At 74.3% G+C, this 19,052-nt stretch carries 16 protein-coding genes and 1 pseudogene; 12 read left to right on the top strand and 5 right to left on the bottom strand.

Annotated features, from left to right (window positions below; all coding sequences use genetic code 11):
- Together ACH4PU_RS06515 and ACH4PU_RS06510 are read left to right on the top strand one after the other, a co-directional pair.
- Positions 1-274 (top strand): annotated as a pseudogene (locus ACH4PU_RS06515) (RHS repeat-associated core domain-containing protein); the annotation flags it as partial.
- 367 nt (positions 275-641) lie between these two features.
- Positions 642-1,007: a hypothetical protein gene (locus ACH4PU_RS06510; RefSeq protein WP_398266929.1), complete on the top strand. Its 366-nt coding sequence runs from the start codon at positions 642-644 to the stop codon at positions 1,005-1,007.
- Positions 1,008-1,207: 200 nt separating this feature from the next.
- Here ACH4PU_RS06510 and ACH4PU_RS06505 read toward each other — a convergent pair whose 3' ends face one another.
- Positions 1,208-2,590 (bottom strand): dipeptidase, encoded by a 1,383-nt coding sequence (locus tag ACH4PU_RS06505; RefSeq protein WP_398266926.1) that lies wholly within the window; start codon positions 2,588-2,590, stop codon positions 1,208-1,210.
- A 294-nt stretch (positions 2,591-2,884) separates the two neighbouring features.
- On the opposite strand from ACH4PU_RS06505, the gene ACH4PU_RS06500 reads away from it, so the two are divergent.
- From ACH4PU_RS06500 to ACH4PU_RS06475, 6 genes are all read left to right on the top strand, one after another.
- A complete protein-coding gene (locus ACH4PU_RS06500) occupies positions 2,885-4,108 on the top strand; it encodes a geranylgeranyl reductase family protein (RefSeq protein ID WP_398267003.1) in 1,224 nt (407 codons plus the stop codon).
- A gap of 925 nt (positions 4,109-5,033) precedes the next feature.
- Positions 5,034-5,603 carry an SRPBCC family protein gene (locus ACH4PU_RS06495; RefSeq protein ID WP_398266923.1) on the top strand — a complete coding sequence of 190 codons (570 nt, stop codon included), beginning with the start codon at positions 5,034-5,036 and terminating at the stop codon, positions 5,601-5,603.
- A gap of 342 nt (positions 5,604-5,945) precedes the next feature.
- Complete coding sequence (locus ACH4PU_RS06490) at positions 5,946-6,260, top strand: hypothetical protein (protein ID WP_398266920.1); 315 nt, start codon at positions 5,946-5,948, stop codon at positions 6,258-6,260.
- 226 nt (positions 6,261-6,486) lie between these two features.
- On the top strand, positions 6,487-7,050 hold the full coding sequence (locus ACH4PU_RS06485) for an ATP-binding protein (RefSeq protein WP_398266917.1): 564 nt from the start codon (positions 6,487-6,489) through the stop codon (positions 7,048-7,050).
- A 349-nt stretch (positions 7,051-7,399) separates the two neighbouring features.
- On the top strand, positions 7,400-7,885 hold the full coding sequence (locus ACH4PU_RS06480) for a nitroreductase family deazaflavin-dependent oxidoreductase (protein ID WP_398266914.1): 486 nt from the start codon (positions 7,400-7,402) through the stop codon (positions 7,883-7,885).
- 219 nt (positions 7,886-8,104) lie between these two features.
- Positions 8,105-8,470 carry a hypothetical protein gene (locus ACH4PU_RS06475; RefSeq protein ID WP_398266911.1) on the top strand — a complete coding sequence of 122 codons (366 nt, stop codon included), beginning with the start codon at positions 8,105-8,107 and terminating at the stop codon, positions 8,468-8,470.
- Between the two features lie 1,182 nt (positions 8,471-9,652).
- On the opposite strand, the gene ACH4PU_RS06470 is transcribed toward ACH4PU_RS06475, so the two are convergent.
- The gene (locus ACH4PU_RS06470) at positions 9,653-10,876 is read right to left on the bottom strand and encodes an ROK family protein (RefSeq protein ID WP_398266908.1); all 1,224 of its coding nucleotides are present in this window, start codon (positions 10,874-10,876) and stop codon (positions 9,653-9,655) included.
- A 17-nt stretch (positions 10,877-10,893) separates the two neighbouring features.
- Between ACH4PU_RS06470 and ACH4PU_RS06465 the strand changes: the two genes are divergently transcribed.
- Both ACH4PU_RS06465 and ACH4PU_RS06460 read left to right on the top strand, forming a co-directional pair.
- Positions 10,894-12,165 carry an MFS transporter gene (locus tag ACH4PU_RS06465; RefSeq protein ID WP_398266905.1) on the top strand — a complete coding sequence of 424 codons (1,272 nt, stop codon included), beginning with the start codon at positions 10,894-10,896 and terminating at the stop codon, positions 12,163-12,165.
- 279 nt (positions 12,166-12,444) lie between these two features.
- A complete protein-coding gene (locus ACH4PU_RS06460; RefSeq protein ID WP_398266902.1) occupies positions 12,445-13,332 on the top strand; it encodes a DUF2797 domain-containing protein in 888 nt (295 codons plus the stop codon).
- Between the two features lie 109 nt (positions 13,333-13,441).
- Here ACH4PU_RS06460 and ACH4PU_RS06455 read toward each other — a convergent pair whose 3' ends face one another.
- On the bottom strand, positions 13,442-13,867 hold the full coding sequence (locus tag ACH4PU_RS06455; RefSeq protein WP_398266899.1) for a DUF6010 family protein: 426 nt from the start codon (positions 13,865-13,867) through the stop codon (positions 13,442-13,444).
- Between the two features lie 225 nt (positions 13,868-14,092).
- Here ACH4PU_RS06455 and ACH4PU_RS06450 point away from each other — a divergent pair, with 225 nt between their 5' ends.
- Positions 14,093-15,058, top strand: coding sequence for a GlxA family transcriptional regulator (locus ACH4PU_RS06450; RefSeq protein ID WP_398266896.1), 966 nt, complete (start codon positions 14,093-14,095; stop codon positions 15,056-15,058).
- A gap of 87 nt (positions 15,059-15,145) precedes the next feature.
- Here ACH4PU_RS06450 and ACH4PU_RS06445 read toward each other — a convergent pair whose 3' ends face one another.
- Entirely contained in the window at positions 15,146-15,775 is a 630-nt protein-coding gene (locus ACH4PU_RS06445) for a hypothetical protein (protein WP_398266893.1), read from the bottom strand.
- Between the two features lie 135 nt (positions 15,776-15,910).
- Here ACH4PU_RS06445 and ACH4PU_RS06440 point away from each other — a divergent pair, with 135 nt between their 5' ends.
- Positions 15,911-16,516, top strand: a complete 606-nt coding sequence (locus ACH4PU_RS06440) for a hypothetical protein (RefSeq protein ID WP_398266890.1) — start codon at positions 15,911-15,913, stop codon at positions 16,514-16,516.
- Positions 16,517-16,573: 57 nt separating this feature from the next.
- Here the strand turns inward: ACH4PU_RS06440 and ACH4PU_RS06435 are convergent, their stop codons facing one another.
- Entirely contained in the window at positions 16,574-18,997 is a 2,424-nt protein-coding gene (locus ACH4PU_RS06435) for a right-handed parallel beta-helix repeat-containing protein (protein ID WP_398266887.1), read from the bottom strand.
- Between the last annotated feature and the right edge of the window lie 55 nt (positions 18,998-19,052).

The following is a 19,052-nucleotide window of genomic DNA, read 5'->3' as shown; positions in this document are numbered from 1 at the left end:
GAGACGGGAACGACGGCCTGGCGCTCGCGCGCCACGCTGTGGGGGACCACGGCGTGGCCGGCGGACAGCACGACTTACACGCCTCTACGATTCCCGGGCCAGTACTTCGACCCGGAGTCGGGACTGCATTACAACTTCTACCGGCACTATGATCCAGAGACCGCGAGGTATGCCGCATCGGACCCTCTGGGCTTGGTCCCGGCGCCAAATCATGTGTCATACGTCAGTAATCCGCACACCTTGTCAGACCCACTGGGGCTGATGACATGCGATGAGAGAAGAGGTGCGGAGGGTCCAGCGAATGCTGCGAACGCCGAGCGGCTAAGGCAACAACTGCGAGCGGAAGCCGGACCTGCGGGCTCGATCCAAGGCATAGAAGATATTATGGATAATCCGCAGGTCCTCAGTGGGGGTGTACGGCCTGAGGAAGTTCGTGGCGCATTGGTAAACAGACCTGGGTGGCGCGAAGAAGCGCTTGGCAAGGGCGATCACGCTGGCCAGGGCTGGGTCCTGCGAGAGTACAACCCCCAGGGTCACCCGACGGGGAGAATGCTGCGGTGGCACCCTGGCGGGGGCCATCATGGTGACGGGGCATATTGGCGAGTGAAGGGGTGGGAAGGGGACCTCGGAGGGATTATTAGATGACACACGTGCAACCGGATGCGTTTCTGCGACAGGCGCTTTCCGTGCTCGATGTCCTGGCATTCGATGCGGAGCAACAAGTCCACCACGTTCGCTGCCTCGGGGTAGGCGTTGACGAGATGGCTTTGGAGTTCGACGACGTGTTCCGCCAAGGCGTGGGCATGGAGGCGGAAGGGCTGATCGCCCGCGAGGTCATGAGTTGCATGATCCCGGTCGATGAAATCCTGCAGCGGATGACCGAAGCTACGACACCGCTGTGGACCGAGAAGGCGGTGAGGGCGTCAGTGGAGTGGGCGGAATTGCGAACCGCGGCCGAGCGCGCTGCGGCTGGTGTACGCCGAGTCTTGCCGATACAAGACGATTGACTTGCTGCTTTAGGCGGAGGTTCTGGAATTCCCTAGTAAGAGGCTGCGATAACTTGTGGTGACTGCCAATGAGGACGACTGTCGGGTCGTCACTCACCGGTCTGTCAAACTTCTCGCAGGTGTTAGGGAATACCAGCTTGGGCAGGACCATTGAGGTCCGGCCCGAACCGGGACGGCTGCAGCCAGGCGCGCGGCAGCCTTTACCGCTTCGACTCCGCGTAGTTCAGCAGGAACAGCGCCTCCGTCAGCGACATCCGCTCCAGTTCCTCCGGTGACACGCTCTCGTTGACCGCGTGGATCTGGGCCTCCGGCTCGCTGAGGCCGATGAGGAGGATCTCGGTGTCGGGGTAGAGGGCGGCGAGGGTGTTGCAGAGGGGGATGGAGCCGCCCATGCCGGCGGTCTGCATCTCCTGGCCGGGGTAGGCGACGCGCATCGCCTCGGCCATCGACAGGTACGCCGGGCTGGCCGTGTCGGCGCTGAACGGCTCGCCCTGGCCGACCAGTTCCGTCGTCACCCGGGCGTTCCACGGGACCTGGGACTCCAGGTGGGCGCGGAGGAGCTTGGCCGTGTCGGCGGCGTTGACGCCCGGGGGGACGCGGAGGCTGATCAGGGCCGCCGCGCTCGCGTGGACGGACGGGGTGGCGCCGACGACGGGCGGGCAGTCGATGCCGAGGACGGTGACGGCGGGACGGGCCCACAGGCGGTCGGCCACCGTGCCGGAGCCGATCAGGTCGACGCCGTCCAGGACCTTGGCGTCGGAGCGGAAGTCCTCCTCCGGGTACTGCAGGCCGTCCCAGGTGCCCTCCGGCTCCAGGCCGTGGATGACGGTCGAACCGTCGGGCGCGCGCAGCGAGTCGAGGGTGCGGATCAGTGCGGCGAGGGCGTCGGGGGCGGCGCCGCCGAACATGCCGGAGTGCAGGTTGCCGCCCAGCGTCTGCACCTCCACCCGCACCAGCATCATGCCGCGCAGGGTGGCGGTCACGGTCGGCAGGCCGAGCCGGAAGTTGCCGGCGTCGCCGATGACGATGGTGTCGGCGGCCAGCAGCTCCGGGTGCGCCTCGGCGTACTGCTGGAGCCCGCCCGTACCCTGCTCCTCCGACCCCTCGACGATCACCTTCACGCCCACCGGCACCCCGCCGTGCTCCTTGAGGGCGCGCAGCGCCGACAGGTGCATGATGAAGCCGCCCTTGCAGTCGGCCGCGCCGCGCCCGTACCAGCGGCCGTCGCGCTCCGTCAGCTCGAACGGCGGGGACAGCCACGCGTCCTCGTCCAGCGGCGGCTGCACGTCGTAGTGCGCGTAGAGGAGAACGGTCGGAGCGCCCTCCGGTCCCGGCAGATAGCCGTAGACGGACTGGGTGCCGTCCGGGGTGTCCAGCAGCGCGACGTCCTCGAAGCCCTCGGCGCGCAGCGCCCCGGCCACCCACTCGGCCGCCGCCTCGCACTCGCTCTTCGGGAACTGCGCCTCGTCCGCGACCGACCGGAAGGCGACCAGCTCGGCCAGTTCGGTGCGGGCGCGGGGCTGGAGGGAGGCGACGGTCGCGGCGAGCGCGGCGGAGTCGGGCCGGGCCGGAACGGTGTCCATGGAACGCTCCTCGGGGGCACCACGTTGTGGTGTACGGACGGGGGTGATGACGGTCCCGATCCTTTCATGACGCCTCACGGCGTTCCGGGTGGGCCGGGTGCTCTTACCGGGGCGGGGCGGCCCACGACCGGGCCGTAGGATGCGGGCGGTACGGCCGGCACGGCCGGCGGCGGCGGACGAGCGGGAGCGGAAGCACAGGTGAGCAGCGACAACACGGCCCGGGGGACGGGCCGCGAGGACGTGCCGGCGGACGACGAGTCGGTCGACGAGCCAGTCGACCAGTCGGTCGACGCCGTGTCCGCGGACGGCGAGCCCACGGGCGCCGGGCCGGTGTGGGACGTCGTCGTGGTCGGCGCCGGGCCCGCCGGAGCCTCGGCGGCGCACGCGGCGGCCGGCGCGGGACGCCGCGTCCTGCTCCTGGAGAAGGCCGAGCTGCCCCGCTACAAGACCTGCGGCGGCGGCATCATCGGCCCGTCCCGCGACGCGCTGCCGCCCGGCTTCGAACTGCCGCTGCGCGACCGCGTGCACGCCGTCACCTTCTCCCTCGACGGCAAGCTCACCCGCACCCGCCGGTCGAAGAAGATGCTCTTCGGGCTCGTCAACCGGGCCGAGTTCGACGCCGGCCTGGTCGAGGCGGCGAAGGCGGCCGGCGCCGAGGTGCGTACCGGCGTGACCGTCGCCCGCGTCGAGCAGCACGGCCCCGCCGTGCCCGACCGGCGCACCGTCGCCGTCGTGCTCGGCGACGGCTCGACGGTCCTGGCCCGCGCGGTCGTCGGCGCCGACGGCAGCGCCGGCCGCATAGGAGCACACGTCGGGGTGAAGCTCGACCAGGTCGACCTCGGCCTGGAGGCCGAGATCCCTGTCCCGCCGTCGGTCGCCGAGGACTGGGCCGGCCGGGTGCAGCTCGACTGGGGCCCGGTCCCCGGCAGTTACGGCTGGGTCTTCCCCAAGGGGGACACCCTTACGGTGGGCGTGATCTGCGCGCGTGGCGAAGGCGCCGCCACCAAGCGGTACCTGGAGGACTTCATCGCCCGCCTCGGGCTGTCCGGCTTCGAGCCGAGCATCTCCTCCGGCCACCTCACCCGCTGCCGCTCCGACGACTCCCCGCTCTCCCGCGGCCGCGTCGTCGTCTGCGGCGACGCCGCCGGGCTGCTGGAGCCCTGGACGCGCGAGGGCATCTCCTTCGCGCTGCGCTCCGGCCGGCTGGCGGGGGAGTGGGCCGTGCGCGTCGCCGAGGCGCAGGACGCCGTCGACGCCCGCCGTCAGGCGCTCAACTACGCGTTCGCCGTCAAGGCCGGGCTGGGCGTCGAGATGGGCGTCGGCCGCCGGATCCTCGCCCTGTACTCCCGCAAGCCGGGCGTCTTCCACGCGGCGGTCACCGGATTCGGGCCCGCATGGCGCGCGTTCGCCCGGGTCACCCAGGGCGCGACCACGCTCGCGGAGATCGTCCGGACGCACCCGGTGGCGCGGCGGCTGGTCTCCGCGGCGGACCGGCTGCCGGGGGCCGGGCGGCCCTGAGCCGGGGCCTCGGGTCGTCGGGGCCTCGGGTCGTCGGGTTTCGGGTCGGGCCAGCCGATGGACGGCTGGGTGGTCGCGGGTCCGTTGCCGGTTGCCGTTGCCGGAGGCCGGTCGCGGCCGGCGGTCGGCCGGGTTCGGCTATGGGCTGCCTGACTTCGGCTGTCGACTGTCGGCTGCCCGGCCTTGCGGTCGGTAGGCGGTGCCGGTGTCGATGGCGGTGCTGTCCGGTGCCGGTGCTTTCCGGTGCCGGTGTCGGGTGTCCGGCCCCGGGTGTCCCGTCCCGAGCCCGGTCGTCGGCCGACTGGTCCTGAGATCCGTCGGCGGTCGTCCGGCCATGGGGGCGGATGTCGCCGGTCCGGCCTTCACCCCGGCTGCCGGTCGGCTCCGAGGCGGGACTTCCGGGCGTGTGTGTCCGGGCGTTGTGCGTGTCCGGGGTTGTGCGTTTCCTGGGATGTGTGTCCGGGTGTGCCGGATCGGCCCGGGATTGGTGATGTCGCGTTCGGCTGTGCGCAGGGCCGGCGCCCGAGTACGTCCCGGACCGGCGCCGGAGGTGTGACCGGCTGCCCGTCGAGCCGACGCGGTGACGCGTCCGGGCAGGTGCCGGCCGGCGACGATGGCGCGTCCGACCGTGTGCCCGGGGCTTCCGCCGTGCGGGCAGCCGGGCGTCGGTGGTGTGTCCGGCCCGGCAAGAGCGGCGTGTTGTCCCCGCGTACGGCCGCACGGTCAGCCGTACGTCCGGCCGTACGGCGGGTGGTGGCCGTGCGCCGCAGACAAGCCGTTGCCTCCGGGCTAGGGTGTGCGCGTACGCGGCCGGCCGACCCCGTGGGGGCTCCTGATGGCGCGCAGACTCCGATCCGTGGGCGCTGATTTCGCCGGCCCGGAGGGTTCCCTTTCCTCCCGTTCCCGCGCGGCCCGCCTCCGATCGGTGTTCCCTCGCGCGGCGGGCCCCGGCGACGTCGCCCGGCTGCGGCTGACGTTCGTCGCCCGGACCGCGGCACCGCCCGCGTGCGTGCACCGCGCGCTGGTCGAGGACGTGACGGCGTGGCCCCGCTGGTTCCGCGCCGTGGCGTCGGCCCGGCCGCTCGACGGGAACGGGCGCCGCCGTCGGGAAGTCCGGCTCGTGGGCGGGGTGTGGTTCCACGAGACGGTCATGGCCGTCGACGCGCCCCGGCGCTGCGCGTACCGCGTCGACAGCACCAACGTGCCGTTCCTCCGCGCCGTTCTCGCGGACTGGCGGCTCGTCCCCGCCGGCGGCGGCACCCTCGTCCGCTGGACTCTGGCGATGGACGCGCCGCTGCCGATCCGCTGCCTCGTCCTCCTCGCGCGCCCGGCGCTCTCTCATGCCTTCCGCGGCGCACTGCGCGCGTTGGACGCGCATTTGGCGGCCACGAGTGGCATGAGTGAGATGGGTGGTGTGAGCGGCGGAAGAGCCGCAGGGGGAACCGTAGGCGGGGGTGGCGTCGACGACGAGGGGGAAGGCCCAGGACGTGCATGAAAGCGTGGTCCGCCCGGCGTTCCACGACGGCGGCGCGACGAGGGGCGCAGCCCCGGCGGCTCGTCGCACGGGACCGGCCGCGCGGCCTGTTCCCCGCGCCGGGAGCCGCCGGGGCACCGCCGGGCGCGTCCCCCCGGTGCCGCGTCGCCCGTCCGGCGGTTCGCGCAGGTGGTACGACGTCAGAGGGCCAGACGTCGTCCGTCCGGTGTCCGCTCCCGGTCCGGAAGCCGCCGGTGCGCGCCCCGGGGCTCGTGAACGAGAACGAAAATCGGCCCCTGGTGCGGGCGTCGGCTCGCGGGCACACTGCGCAGCAGACAACCATCGGCCGAGAGGCGGTGCACCGTGGCGGAACCGGAGTTCAAGGCGACGGGGGTACGGATCGAGAAATCGCTCCGTTCGCTCACCCGTGCCGGGCAGGTGAAGATCCACAACGGTCGCCTGGAGCTCCTGACCAGCTATGGGGTCGAGATCGACAGCGCTCCGGTGGACGCCGTCCAGGCTCGGAAACCCCGGTTCGCCGCCCGCGACCGGGCCCGGGCCACGCTCAACGGCAACCGGTACGTGCTCGACCTCGGGGAGTCGGGCCAGGACCCGGAGGAGGCGGTCCGCCGGTTCCTGGAGGCGGTGGAGGCCGCGCGCGGCGACGGGCCGGAGTGAGCGCGCGAACAGGGGGCGGCACGGGTGCACGGTGGGGGCGCACGAGTTGCGCCCGGGACGGCGAAGGTCGACCCTTGAGGTGTACAGCATCACTGAGGGTTCATCGACGGTCGCGTTCCGGATCGGTTCCGTCGTGCGGTCCGGCCCGCCCGCCGGACCGGGACGGGCGCGCACCGCGCCACGCATCTGCATCAGGCTAGCCCTACTTCTTCAGGGAGTCGCAGCCGTGATCAGCCGAGTGAACAAGCACTGCACCGTCGAGCTCCAGGCCCTGCCGCAGCGGATCCGGCAGGTGCGCAGAATCGTCTCTGCGCAGTTGCGCTACTGGCATCTCGATCCGCTCATCGATCCCGCCGCGCTCGGCGTCACCGAGCTCCTCACCAACGTCCACCAGCACGCGGAACCGGACAAACGGTGCACGGTCGAGATCACCCTCATGCTCGACCGGCTCACCGTCTCCGTGCGCGACCACGACCCCCGGCTGCCCCGCGTCGGCGCTCCGGACGAGACCAGCACCCACGGGCGCGGCCTCGCCCTGGTCGCGGCGCTCAGCGCCGGTTGGGGCGTGCAGCCGCGCCACGACGGCGGGAAGGCCGTGTGGTTCACCCTGCTCGTACCGGCCTCCGCCCCCGGCGCCGACCCCTGGCGTGACCGCGGCGCCGAGCCGGCGGTGGCCTTCGAACGGGCCACGGCCTCCCTGACCTCCCTCGGAGCCGCGGCCTTCACCGAGCCGGCGGCCCTGCACCCGGCGGGCGCGGGGGCCGTGCCGGCGGTGGCACGGGCGCATTAGCCGGCGTAACGGCGCGGTCGGGTGCGGTCGGCGGAGTCCGAGGGCCGCGCGCTCCGGCGCGCGCTTCCCGGCCGGGCTCCGAGGAACGACACCCGCGCGCGTACGGGCGCCCCGCCCGCCGTCCGCGGAACCGTCAAGGGCCCGGCCACGGCCGGCCCGTGTCCCGTCCTCTCCGACCCGCCGCGGGGGGTGATGCCGTGGCCTGCCGAGGCGCGGAGCCGGGTGCGACACCGGAACCCTGCCGTCCCCCGTGCGGTCGTCGGCGGAGCGGAAACGGCGGTCTCCCCCTCGCGCGAGGCTTCCGGTGGACTGTCCCGACACCATCCGTGCACGAACTGGGGTGAATGCGATGCCTCTCGAGGGCGAGTACGAGCCGAGTCCGGCGCAGTGGATCCGCGAACAGGTCGAGCTGTACGAGAGCTCGGGAGGCACCCAGGGCACAACGCTCTGGGACACGGGCCTGCCGGTCGTCATCGTCACGATGCGTGGTGCGAAGAGCGGCAAGATCCGCAAGGTTCCGCTGATGCGCGTGGAGCACGAGGGGTGGTACGCGGCGGTGGCCTCGAAGGGCGGCTTCCCGCACCATCCGGTCTGGTACTTCAACCTCAAGGCGGACCCGCGGGTGGATCTACAAGACGGCCCCGAGCGCCGGGGCATGACGGCCCGTGAGGTCACCGGTGACGAGAAGGCCCAGTGGTGGCAGCGCGCTGTCGCCGCGTATCCGCCGTACGCCGAGTACCAGGAGAAGGCCGGCGGCCGTGTGATCCCGGTCTTCGTCCTCGAACCCGAGCACCCGGCCGGTCCGGCGGAGGCCCCGGCGCCGACGAGGAACTGAGGTCCGAGCCGCACCCGCCCGCCCCGGCCCGGCGGGGCACCGCCCGCGCGGCCGGGACGACACTGTGCCGCACGGGGCCGCGCCCGTGCGGCACAGTGACTTCTTCGCGGTGCCTTTCCTGGCCGAAAATGCGCTCCCCAAGCCCTTCACCAGGCCATTGAATGCCGTGACCGACACTGATCGCTCATCAGTGCACTCTTCACGGTTGGGAGACACCCCATGAGACGCCTCCGCACCGCGGGTCTGGCACTTTTCGGCGCGACGCTCGTCGCCTCCGTCGCGGCGAGCCCCGCCCAGGCGTCGCCGGGCGAGACCCGTACGGTGTGCGCCGACTCGATGACCCCGGACGGCTGGGTCGACGTGAACTGGGGCACGAGCGCCTCGTGCCGCGTGATGAGTGGCTCGAACATCAAGATGATCAAGCAGCTGGACGGGCTTCCCGTCGGCACCCAGGTCAACGCCTGCGCGTCCGCGCAACCGCCGAAGGGCTGGACCAAGGTCCAGACGTACTACAGCGGCGGCTGTGTGGTCTTCGTCAACTCCTCGTTTACGCCGAACACTTGGCTGCTGCAGAAGACCTCCTGATCGGAGGGCGGTGAAAGGCCGGCGCTCGGCCGGTTACCCGGCCGGGCGGCCGTCGCCGACGAGCTCGTCCGGCCCGGGGGCGTACGCGCGTGCGTCCTGGTCGTCGTACGGGACGGAGTGCGTACGCGGGCTCGCGGCATGTCGTCCGGCGAGACGTCGGCCGGCACGAACATCTTCACCGGTCCGTAGCGCGTCCACGGACGGCGCGGCGGCCGGTCCCCTCCCATCGTCGCTCGTCAGCCGGGGAAGGTCGCCGCGGTCGGACCGGTCGGACCGGTCGGACCGGTCGAGGACCTCGCCGAGCGCGGTCGGTGGTCCACGCGCGCACGCTCCCCGTCCGGCGGCCCGATCCACGGACTCGGCGATGGGCGCGAGTGCGCGTGCCGTCGCGCGGAGGCTCGCCATCGCGCGGGTTCGTTGCCGGGGCCTGCTTCGTTGCCGGGGCCGGCTCGGCCTGTTCCCGCCAGATCACCGGTCGCGCCCCCTCGGCGGTGACCTTCACGAACGGCCTGGCGCACCGGCGGAAGAACCGGTCGGCTCCACGAACTCGTCCCGCCGGGCGGCCTGGCCCCTCGGTGTCCCGGAGAACCGCTCAGCGATCCGCTCCCCGGCGGGGCGGCCGGCGCCCACCTGATGCAGCGCGTCACCGATCTATAGCGCCGTCCCGCGCGTGAGTTCGCGCCTGCCGTGGGCAGACGGCCGTGGCCGCCGCCATGCGCCCGGCCGGAGCAGGCGACGCCCCGGATGCTCCGGCCGCGGCACACACGCCCCGATCCCGCGCCCCGACTGCCCGCGCCCCCGCGCCTCCCGGTTGTCCGCGCCCCCGACTGCCCGCGCCCCCGCGCTGTCCGCACCGCCCCGACCCGCCGGATTCGGGCACCCCTCGTCGGGCACCCCTCGTCGCCATGACGGCGGAACGCGGTCGCGAGAGCCGCCCCGGCAGGGTGCCGGTCGCGCACCGGGCCCGGAACCGTCCCGGTGACGCTCTCCGGGCGGCGCCACCCGGATGCCCGGTCCTCGGGAGCGCCTCGCGGGTGGATGGGGTGCGTTTGGTGTCTCCGGGAGAGCCTCGCGGGTGACGGGTGCGTTCGGCCCCCCGGGAGCACCTCGCGGGTGACGCGGTGCGTTCGGCAACGGTCGCGCCCCGCCGCGTGCGCCGGCCCGCCGCGCGCCCCGCCCGTCTCAGCCCAGCACCCCCAGCGGATCGTCCAGCACCGGCTGCCACGCCGCCTCCGCCGCGCCGATGAGGCTGCTGTGGTCGAGGGTGACGGGGAGGATGGGGACACTGCCGCTGCGGCCCCACAGGCTGCGGTCGGCGACGACGGCGCGGAGGCGGTCGGGGTCGGCGGCGAGGAGTTCGCGGTGGAGGCCGCCCAGGACGATGCGGTCGGGGTTGAGGATGTTGACGAGGCCGGCGAGGCCCAGGCCGAGGCGGTCGGCGATCAGTTCGGCGGCCTCGCGTACGGACGGGTCGTCGTACGCGGTCCGGAGCAGTTCGGTGGCCTGGTGGAGGAGGGAGCTGTCCGGGCCCGGCGTCCGTCCGGCGGCGGTGAGGAAGGCCGCCGGGTCGGCCTCGACGTCCAGGCAGCCGCGGCTGCCGCAGTGGCAGGGCAGCCCGGCCGGGTTGACCGTCAGGTGCCCGACCTCCAGGGCCAGCCCCGAACTCCCGCTGTGCAGGCGCCCGTCGAGCACCAGCGCGCCGCCGACGCCGCGGTGGCCGGTGGCCACGCACAGCAGGTGGCGGGCGCCGCGGCCGGCGCCGTGGCGGTGTTCGGCCAGGGCGGCGAGGTTGACGTCGTTGCCGGCCACACCGGTGACGGGGACGCCGCCCGGGCCGAGGACGTCCGCCTTGGCCAGGGCCTCGGCGAACAGCGTGCGGACCGGTGCCCCGGCGGGCCAGGAGAGGTGCAGCGGGTTGAGGGCGGTGCCCTCCGGCTCGGCCACCGCCGACGGGACGGCGAGCCCCGCGCCCAGACAGTGCCGGCCCGTCTCGCGCAGCAGCCCGGCGCCCGCCTCCACGACGGCGTCGATGATGTGCGCGGGGTCGGCGGGGACCGTCATACAGCCGGGCGCCGTGGCGACCATCCGGCCGCCGAGGCCGACGAGCGCGGCCCGGAAGCCGTCCGCGTGGATCTGCGCCGCCAGGACCACGGGACCGTCGGGCGCGACGGACAGCCGGTGCGAGGGGCGGCCCTGCGACCCGGTGGACGCCGTCGGGCGGGCGTCCACCCGGATCAGTCCGAGCGCCTCCAGCTCCGCGGCGACGGCGCCCGCGGTCGCGCGGGTCACGCCGAGTTCGGCGGTGAGCACGGCGCGGGTGGGGGCGCGCCCGGTGTGGACGAGCTCCAGGGCGGGGCCGAGGGCGGCCCGGCCGCGCTCCAAACGTGTTGTCCGAGTCTGGGTCACACCCCTATTCTGACTTTGTGCCGACGCTAAACAAAATACGGACGGCCCTTCGGGGGGAACAGCGTGTCACCCCGGCCGATCCGTCGCTGAGCCGCCTCCGGACCGCCCTTACCGTCTTCTTCGCCCTCGACGGCTTCCTCTTCGCCGGCTGGGTGGTCCGCATCCCGTCGATCAAGGAGCGTACCGGTGCCTCCGCCGGTGCGCTCGGCCTCGCCCTGCTGGGCGTCTCGGCCGGTGCCGTCGCCGTCATGATGCTCACCGGACGGCTGTGCCGGCGCTTCGGCAGCCATCCGGTCACCGTGGCCACGGCCGCCGTGCTGGCCCTCGGCATCGCCCTGCCGCCCTTCGCCCGCTCCGCGCCCGCCCTCGGACTCGTCCTCCTCGTCTTCGGCGCCGCCTACGGCGGCATCAACGTCGCCATGAACAGCGCGGCCGTCGACCTCGTCACGGCGCTGCGCCGGCCGGTCATGCCGAGCTTCCATGCCGCCTACAGCGTCGGCGGCATGCTCGGGGCCGGTCTCGGGGGGCTGGTCGCCGGACGGCTTCCGGTGACCCGGCACCTCCTGATGCTGACCGCCGTCGGGCTCGTCGTCACGGTCGTCGCCGGGCGGATGCTGCTCGCCCATCCGGCGCCGCGGCCGCCCGAGACGGTCGTTTCGGGTTCCGCTTCCGCTTCCGCTTCCGGTTCTGGTTCCGCTTCCGTTTCCGGTGGCGCGTCGCAGCGTCCCAAGCCGCCCGTGCGCGGGCGCGGACTCGTCGTCGTCTTCGGCCTGATCGCGCTGTGCTCCTCGTACGGCGAGGGGGCGCTCGCCGACTGGGGCGCTCTGCACCTCCGGCAGGACGTCGGCGCCGGAGCGGGCACCGCGGCCATCGGCTACTCCGTGTTCGCGCTGGCCATGACCGTGGGGCGACTGTCCGGCACCGCCATGCTCGAACGGCTCGGCCAGACCCGGACCCTCGTTTTCGGTGGCGCCACGGCCGCCGTCGGCATGCTCCTCGCCTCCCTCACCCCGGCGCTGTGGGCGGTCTTCGTCGGCTTCGCCCTGACGGGGCTGGGGCTCGCCAACATCTTTCCTGTCGCCATCGGGCGGGCCGGGGAACTGACCGGGCCCGGTGGGGTCGCCGCGGCGTCGACGTTCGGGTACGGCGGCATGCTGCTGGGGCCGCCGGCCATCGGTCTTCTCGCCGATCGGTTCTCGTTGCCCGCGGCGCTGACGACCGTCGCCGGGTTGGCCGCCATGTCGGCGCTGATCAGTGGGGCTACCCGGCGGTGGACGCGGCGCGTCTGACGGGGTGGGTGGGGTGCCCCGGTCCCTCCCTTTCACCGTTTCCTGGGGCTGCGTCCCAGACCCCCTTGTTCGCGGCTTCGCCGCTCGTCCTCAAGCTCCCCCAGAGGGGGCACCCCCAACGGGCTGGTTTTCCAGCCCGTTGGGGGTGCCCCCTCTGGGGGAGCTTGAGGACAGCGCGCGCAGCGCGCTACTGGGGGCACCCCCGCCGGCCCCACGCCCCGCAGCCGTGGCAGGGTGGCACGACGGAACCCCCGTACCCCCCGAAGGACGACGACAGCGATGGCACCCCCCGGCTGGCTCTGCGCAGGCCCCCGCTGGAGCGCGGACGGTCCGGCCCTGCTGTGGCTCCACCCCGGGCACGGCGAACGCCGCTCCCCGCTGCCCGCGGGCCGCCGGCTCGGCTTCGTCGCCGGTGACCGGCGGCACTGCGTCGGCGTCCGGCGCGCCGGGCGGTACACCCCGTGTCCCGCCGGCGCCGAGGTGCCGGCCGGCGCGGTGTCCGCCCAGTGCGCGGAGTGCGCCCGGCTGGACCGGTCCCACTCCGTCGCGGCCGACACGATCGCCGACGACCCGCGCCCGTACGACGTCTACCTGGCCTGGTTCGCTCCGGGCCTGGTCAAGGCCGGCATCACGGCGACCGGACGCCAGGGCGTCCGCCTCCTCGAACAGGCCGCCCTCTCCTACGCCTTGCTCGGCCGCGGCCCGCTGATGGCCGCCCGGCGGACGGAGGCCGTGCTCGGTGCCGCGCTGGGCGTCCCCGACCGCTTCCCGTACGCCGCCAAGCGCGCCGCCCGCCACCCCCTGGCCCCGCCGGGCGAGCGGGCCGCCGAACTCGCCGCGCTCCACGAGCGCGCCCGCGCCCTGCCCGGCCTGCCGGAGTCGCTGGAGGTGCTGCCCTGCGCGCCCGTCCACCACGACGACGTCTTCCACCTGGACCGCGTCGGCCCCCGCCACGGCATCGTCGACCTCGCACCCGGGTGCGCCGTCGTCGGGCACGTCGTCGCCGCGGCGGGGCCGGACGTGTACCTGGAGACGACGGACGGCCGCCCCGTGCTCGTCGACACGCGGCGGCTGGCGGGCTGGGAGCTCGCGGCCGCGCCGCCCGGCGCGCGGACCACGGCGGCGGTCAGCGCGGCGGAACGGGACGGGCCTGAGGGCCTGTTCTGACGTTGCACGTCGGAGCCCGGGCGCCGAGGACCGCGTCTGACGGCTGTCGGCTCCGGCGGCCGCCGCAACGTCCCGCGGCAGCCCGGGCGCCGTGACCTCCCCGCGCGCGTCAGGCCGCCGGTCCGGCGAGCGTCCGGCGCCGTCCGCCGCGCAGCAGGTCGCGCGCGGAAGGGCCGCCGCGGAAGCACCACAGGGCGATGACCGGGTCGCAGATCGCGCACCCCAGCGAGGAGCCGTGCGCGAACGGCAGCAGAGGGCTGCCCTTGATGTGATGCACGATGTCCCACGCGGTGTGCAGCAGCCAGCCGATGCCGACGAACGTCCAGGAGTCCAGGGCGCGGTACGCGACGTACGTGGCCGACGCGGTGAACACGAACTCCCAGCCGCCCATCCCGCCACCGCCGAGATAGGCCGCACCCGCCCCGGCCACCATGACGGCGTTGAGGCGCAGCCGGTGTTTCTCGCCGACGAGGGACATCGCCAGCGCGTAGAGGAGGCCGATGCCGACGGGCGCGATGTACTGCAGGTAGGGCATGAGGCGCCTTCCGTGGTGGGCGGTGCGAGCGGGGGGTACGGCCGCGGACGGCGGACGCGGGGGATCGCCGCCGCCCCCGGCCGTACCGATCACACGGTAGAAAGGTCCGCCGGCAGGTCACAGGGGCATTGCCGACACATTCCGACGGAATACCGCCGCCCCGTCCCGCCGCCCGGCGGCCGTCCCCGGCGCGGCACCCGGGGAATGCGGAGGTACCGTCCGTTCATGCACACGGTCGCCGTCCTCGCCCTCCCCCGCGTGATCCCGTTCGACCTGTCCACCGCCGTGGACACCTTCGGCCGCGTCCGGCTGTCCGACGGGAGCCCCGGATACGCGGTCCGGGTCTGTGCCGAGCAGGACGAAGTCGACGTCGGCTCGGGGGCGTTCACCCTGCGGGCGCCCTGGGGGCTGGACGGGCTGCGCGGCGCGGACACCGTCGTCGTACCCGGTACCGCCGACCCGGCCGCGCCCCTCACTCCCGCCGTCCGCAGCGCGTTGCGCCGGGCCGCCGCCGACGAGGGCGGTCCGCGCATCGCGTCGATCTGCTCCGGCGCCTTCGCCCTCGCCGCCGCCGGACTGCTGGACGGGCTGCGGGCGACGACCCACTGGCTGGCCGCCGGGCGGCTCGCCGCCGACCACCCGAGGGTCGACGTCGACCCGGACGTCCTCTACGTCGACAACGGCCGGATCCTCACCTCGGCCGGCGCGGCGGCCGGGCTGGACATGTGCCTGCACATGGTCCGCCGCGACCACGGCTCCGCGGTGGCCGCCGACGCCGCCCGGCTCTCCGTGACGCCCCTCGAACGGGAGGGCGGCCAGGCGCAGTTCATTGCCCACGACCACATACCCGTCCCGGCCGGCTCCGCGCTGGAGCCGCTGCTCCGCTGGCTGGGCGAGAACCTCGGCCGCCCGCTCACCGTGGACGACATCGCCGCCCGGGCCGGCGTCAGCCCCCGTACGCTCACCCGCCGCTTCCGCGAGCAGACCGGCACGACGCCGCTGCAGTGGCTGCACCGCGCCCGGATCCGCCGGGCCCAGCAGCTCCTGGAGACCACCCGCCGGCCCGTCGAACACATCGGCGCCGAGGTCGGGTTCGGCTCGCCGACCGCCTTCCGCGACCGCTTCCGCCGCACCACGGGCGTCAGCCCCCGCGCCTACCGCCGCGCCTTCGCGGGGGAACCGGGCGGGTGAGGGGCGAGGTGGAGGGAGGGGGAGCGTGGGCGGCGCTCGGCGCGCGCTCCGGAGTCCGGAGAGACCGGGTGCGGGTGGCTCGCCGGCTCAGTCGAAGTACACGACCAGCCGGACGTGTTCGTCGCCGAAGCGGCCGGCGAGCGCCTCCATCACGGCGAAGACGTGCTCCCAGCCGGTCCCCGGGCCCACCGCGTCCCGCCGGGTGAACCTCCGGTAGCTCACCCGCGTCGGGCCCGACCGCCACTCGCCGAACGGGGTGGCGGCGGGGCCGTCCGCCGCCGGGCCGGGGCCCAGCCGGTCCAGGACGTCCGGCGGCCAGTGGTCGGTGACCCAGTGGCGTTCCTCCGGCGCGGGTGTGCGGTCGTCCCGCAGGACGAGGGCGCCGCGGATGTCCGCCGGGGCCGCGTCCAGGTCGATCCGGGCCAGCTCCGCCCAGGTCACCCAGGTCGGGCCGTGCACCGCCGGATCGGAGCCGGCGACCTCGTCGAATTCCTTCCGCAACTCCGGCGACACGTCCGGCGGCAGCCCCCGGCCGGCGGCGACCGGCTCCCAGCCCACCGGGTCGCGGACACCGAACAGGCAGCCGAAGGCCGCGTAGTCGCGCCCGGAGTAGAGCGGACACAGGTCGATGGCGTGCTGCCACGGCGGCCTGGTGTACCAGTCCTCGTCGGCGTTCGGGTTGCGGATCTCCACGCAACCGTAGATGTCGGTGCCCATGCGGCGCAGGGTAGGGCGTCGGCCGGCCGTACCGCGAAGGGGTTCCGGCGGCGGGGACGCAGGCAGGGCGACGGTGGACCGGAGACCGCCCGAAGGTAACCTCGTACGCCACGATTGCCCGAAAGGTCCCCTCCCATGCACGACGTCCGTTTCACCCTCGCCCACGCGGGTTCCGGCCGCGGCCGCCTCCGGACACGGACGTCCCACACCTGGACCGGGACCGTCCCCGGCCTCGGTTCCGTGGAGCTGGTCTGCCCCGCGGAGGAGGACCTCACCCAGGAGACCCTGACCACCCGGGTGTCGGGGCGGGGGATCCCCCCGATGAGCTTCACCGGCACCGGCTTCCGGGACCGGCCGCGCCTGGCGCGCATGGAGCTGACCGCCGACGGGCGGACGGCCCGGCTGAGGCGGCGCCACCTCGCGGTTCCGGCCGGCCGCCGCGCCCTGCGGATCGAGGTCGCCGGGCGCGCGTACCGCTACCGCGCGCTCCCCGGCCGCCGGCACGAGCTGCGGCGGGACGGCGCCGTCGTCACCGTCGCCCCCACGGGACGGGTGGCGGGGCGGTACCCGCACACCCTCACCGGCGACGCCCGTGGCACCCACGGCGCCTGCGACGGCCTGGACATCGGCCTGGCGCTGCTCCTGGAGGGCGCCTACACGCGCAACCTCACCTTCGGCGGCGCCCTGTACTCCTGGCCCGGCCGCTTCCTGACCCGCGTGGAGATCCCGGACTACTTCTGAGCCCGCCCGCGTACGAGCCGTACGCCCCTGTTCCGGCGAGGCCGTTCGCCCTGACGCCTACGGCACCTTCGGCAGATCCTCCGCGTACAGCAGCGTCAAGTCGTCCTTGCTCGGATGCGTCAGCTGGGCCACCCGCCCCGCGTGCCGTTCGACCATGGCCTCGAAAGTCTGGCGGGCCGTACGGCCGTTGCCGAAGGCCGGGCCGCGGGGGACCGAGCGGAAGTAGTGGAGCAGGGCCTCGGCCGCGCCCTCGCCGATGCGGTACTCGTGCTCCTCCGCCTGCTGTTCGACGATCCGCAGCAGCTCCTCGGGGGCGTAGTCGCCGAACGTGATCGTGCGGGAGAAGCGGGACGCCACACCGGGGTTGACGCTGAGGAAGCGCTCCATCTCGGCCGTGTAGCCGGCGACGATCACCACCACCGCCTCCCGGTGGTCCTCCATCAGCTTCACCAGCGTGTCGATGGCCTCCCGGCCGAAGTCCCGGCCCGAGTCCTCGGGGGCCAGCGCGTACGCCTCGTCGATGAACAGGACGCCGCCCCGGGCGCGTTCGAACGCCTCCTGGGTGCGGATGGCCGTGGAGCCGATGTGCTCGCCCACCAGGTCCACCCGGGAGACCTCCACCAGATGGCCGCGCTCCAGCACGCCGAGCGAGGCCAGGATCTCGCCGTACAGCCGCGCCACCGTCGTCTTGCCGGTGCCGGGGGAGCCGGTGAAGACCAGATGGCGGCGGACGGAGGCGGCCTTCAGGCCCGCCTCCTGCCGGCGGCGGCCCACCTCGATCATGTCGGTGAGCGCCCGGACCTCCTTCTTGACGCTCTCCAGGCCCACCAGCGCGTCCAGTTCACCGAGAACCGTCGTCGACGGGCGCGCCGAGCCCTCTTCTTCCCGGCGCGGTACGGGAAGGGGGGCCGGCGGCGTCACGGGCGCGGGCGCCGCGGGTGCCGGCCGCGAGCGTTCCGTCACCGCCGGGCCGGGGACGCGGACCGGCACCGGCTCGTCGCTCGTGCAGCCCTCGCTCAGCGGGCCCGGACCGCCCTCCGCGTGCCCGCCGCCGCCGTCGGCGAACTCGTAACCGCCGCGCGCGCAGCGCTCCGTGTGGCAGCGGGTCAGCGTCGCCCGGCAGCCGTCGATGACGTGGAACCCGTAGCCGCCGCTGCCCGTCACCCGGCAGTGCCGGAACGTGCCCCGGCCCTCGGCCGACACGTAGAACCCCGCCTCCAGCGGCGAACTCACCGAGCAGTCCTCGAAGGTGGGGTCCGCGCCCTTGGTGACGATCACCCCCGTGGCCGTCGCGTCGACGGCGCAGCCCGTCAGCGTCCCGCCGCTGCCGTGGTCGCGGAACCAGGCGCCGGTCGTCGCCTCCCGGATCCGGCAGTCGTCGAGCCGCGCGGTCGCCCCGCCGCTCACCGACACCGCCGTCCCGCGGATCCGCGCCAGGTCGCTGTCGGTGACCTCCGCGCACGAACCGCGGTCCAGCACGAACAGCGCGTCCGGCACGTCGTGCACCCGGCAGGAGGAGAGGACGGCCGTGGCGCCGTCGCTCACCCACACCGCCGGATAGTCGCCCGTGCTGTCCTGGAGCTCGCACCCGACGGCCTCCGCGCGGGTGCCCGGGTCCCAGACCGACAGTCCGTTCCGCCCGAACCGGCGCACCGTGGAGCGCGCCATCGTCAGGACCGAACGCGCCCGCAGATCCACCGCGTTCTCCGGAACGTCGTGGATGTCGCAGTCGTCGACCGCCAGGACGGCGCCGGTGTCCAGCGTCACCCCGTCGCCCGCCACCCGGTGCACCCGGCAGTCGGACAGCCGGCCGGCCGCCCGCTCCGCCATCCGCACGCCGGCGCCCCGGATCTCGTACACCTCGCAGCCGATCGCCTCCAGCGTGCTGGCCTCACCCGTCACCGACAGCCCGGCGCCCCGCGCGTGGTGCACGCGGCAGCGCTCCAGGCGCGGGCCCCCGCCGTCGTGCACGGCGACGCCCGACTGCCCGGCCGCCAGCACCTCGCACTCCTCGAAGACCCCGCCGGCCCGGTCCAGCACCGCCACGCCGACGCCCGCCGCGTTGTCGACCGTGCAGTGGCGCACGGTCGGCCGCGCGCCCCCGCGCACCTCGATGCCCACCGACGAACGCGTCACCACCCGCAGCCCGGTGAGCTCCGGCGCGCCCCCGTCCACCAGCAGCGCGGGCACCGCCGCGTCCTGCCCCTCCACCTGGAGGTCCCGCAGCGCGGCCGCCGCCCGGACGGTGAGCGCCACGCCCTCCGGCGGGGCGATCCGCACCGAACCCGGCACCCCGTCCGCGCCCCTGAGGGTGATCGCGCGGGTGACCACCAGGTTCTCCCGGTAGGTGCCGGGGGCGACGGACAGCACGTCCCCGTCCGCCGCCGCCTCCAGGGCCGCCGCGAGCGATACGTACTCCCCGGTGCGCCGCCGCCAGCGCGACGGGCCGCCGTGCGTCACCTGGACCGAGCCCTGTGCCATGGTGCTGTCGCGCCCCCACCTCGTGCGTCTGCCGCCCGGGACGGATGAGCCGCCC

Origin of the sequence: Streptomyces sp. NPDC021100, assembly GCF_044333095.1 — a bacterium.
Classification (GTDB): domain Bacteria; phylum Actinomycetota; class Actinomycetes; order Streptomycetales; family Streptomycetaceae; genus Streptomyces.
Note: the sequence above shows the minus strand (reverse complement) of the source record. Positions and strands in the feature narration are given on the sequence as shown.

Excerpts from the sequence above, each read along its gene's own strand:
- ACH4PU_RS06510 (WP_398266929.1), top strand. The coding sequence starts at position 642 with ATGACACACGTGCAACCGGATGCGTTTCTGCGACAGGCGCTTTCCGTG.
- ACH4PU_RS06505 (WP_398266926.1), bottom strand. The coding sequence starts at position 2,590 with ATGGACACCGTTCCGGCCCGGCCCGACTCCGCCGCGCTCGCCGCGACC.
- ACH4PU_RS06480 (WP_398266914.1), top strand. The coding sequence starts at position 7,400 with ATGCCTCTCGAGGGCGAGTACGAGCCGAGTCCGGCGCAGTGGATCCGC.
- ACH4PU_RS06475 (WP_398266911.1), top strand. The coding sequence starts at position 8,105 with ATGAGACGCCTCCGCACCGCGGGTCTGGCACTTTTCGGCGCGACGCTC.
- ACH4PU_RS06460 (WP_398266902.1), top strand. The coding sequence starts at position 12,445 with ATGGCACCCCCCGGCTGGCTCTGCGCAGGCCCCCGCTGGAGCGCGGAC.
- ACH4PU_RS06455 (WP_398266899.1), bottom strand. The coding sequence starts at position 13,867 with ATGCCCTACCTGCAGTACATCGCGCCCGTCGGCATCGGCCTCCTCTAC.
- ACH4PU_RS06450 (WP_398266896.1), top strand. The coding sequence starts at position 14,093 with ATGCACACGGTCGCCGTCCTCGCCCTCCCCCGCGTGATCCCGTTCGAC.
- ACH4PU_RS06445 (WP_398266893.1), bottom strand. The coding sequence starts at position 15,775 with ATGGGCACCGACATCTACGGTTGCGTGGAGATCCGCAACCCGAACGCC.
- ACH4PU_RS06440 (WP_398266890.1), top strand. The coding sequence starts at position 15,911 with ATGCACGACGTCCGTTTCACCCTCGCCCACGCGGGTTCCGGCCGCGGC.
- ACH4PU_RS06435 (WP_398266887.1), bottom strand. The coding sequence starts at position 18,997 with ATGGCACAGGGCTCGGTCCAGGTGACGCACGGCGGCCCGTCGCGCTGG.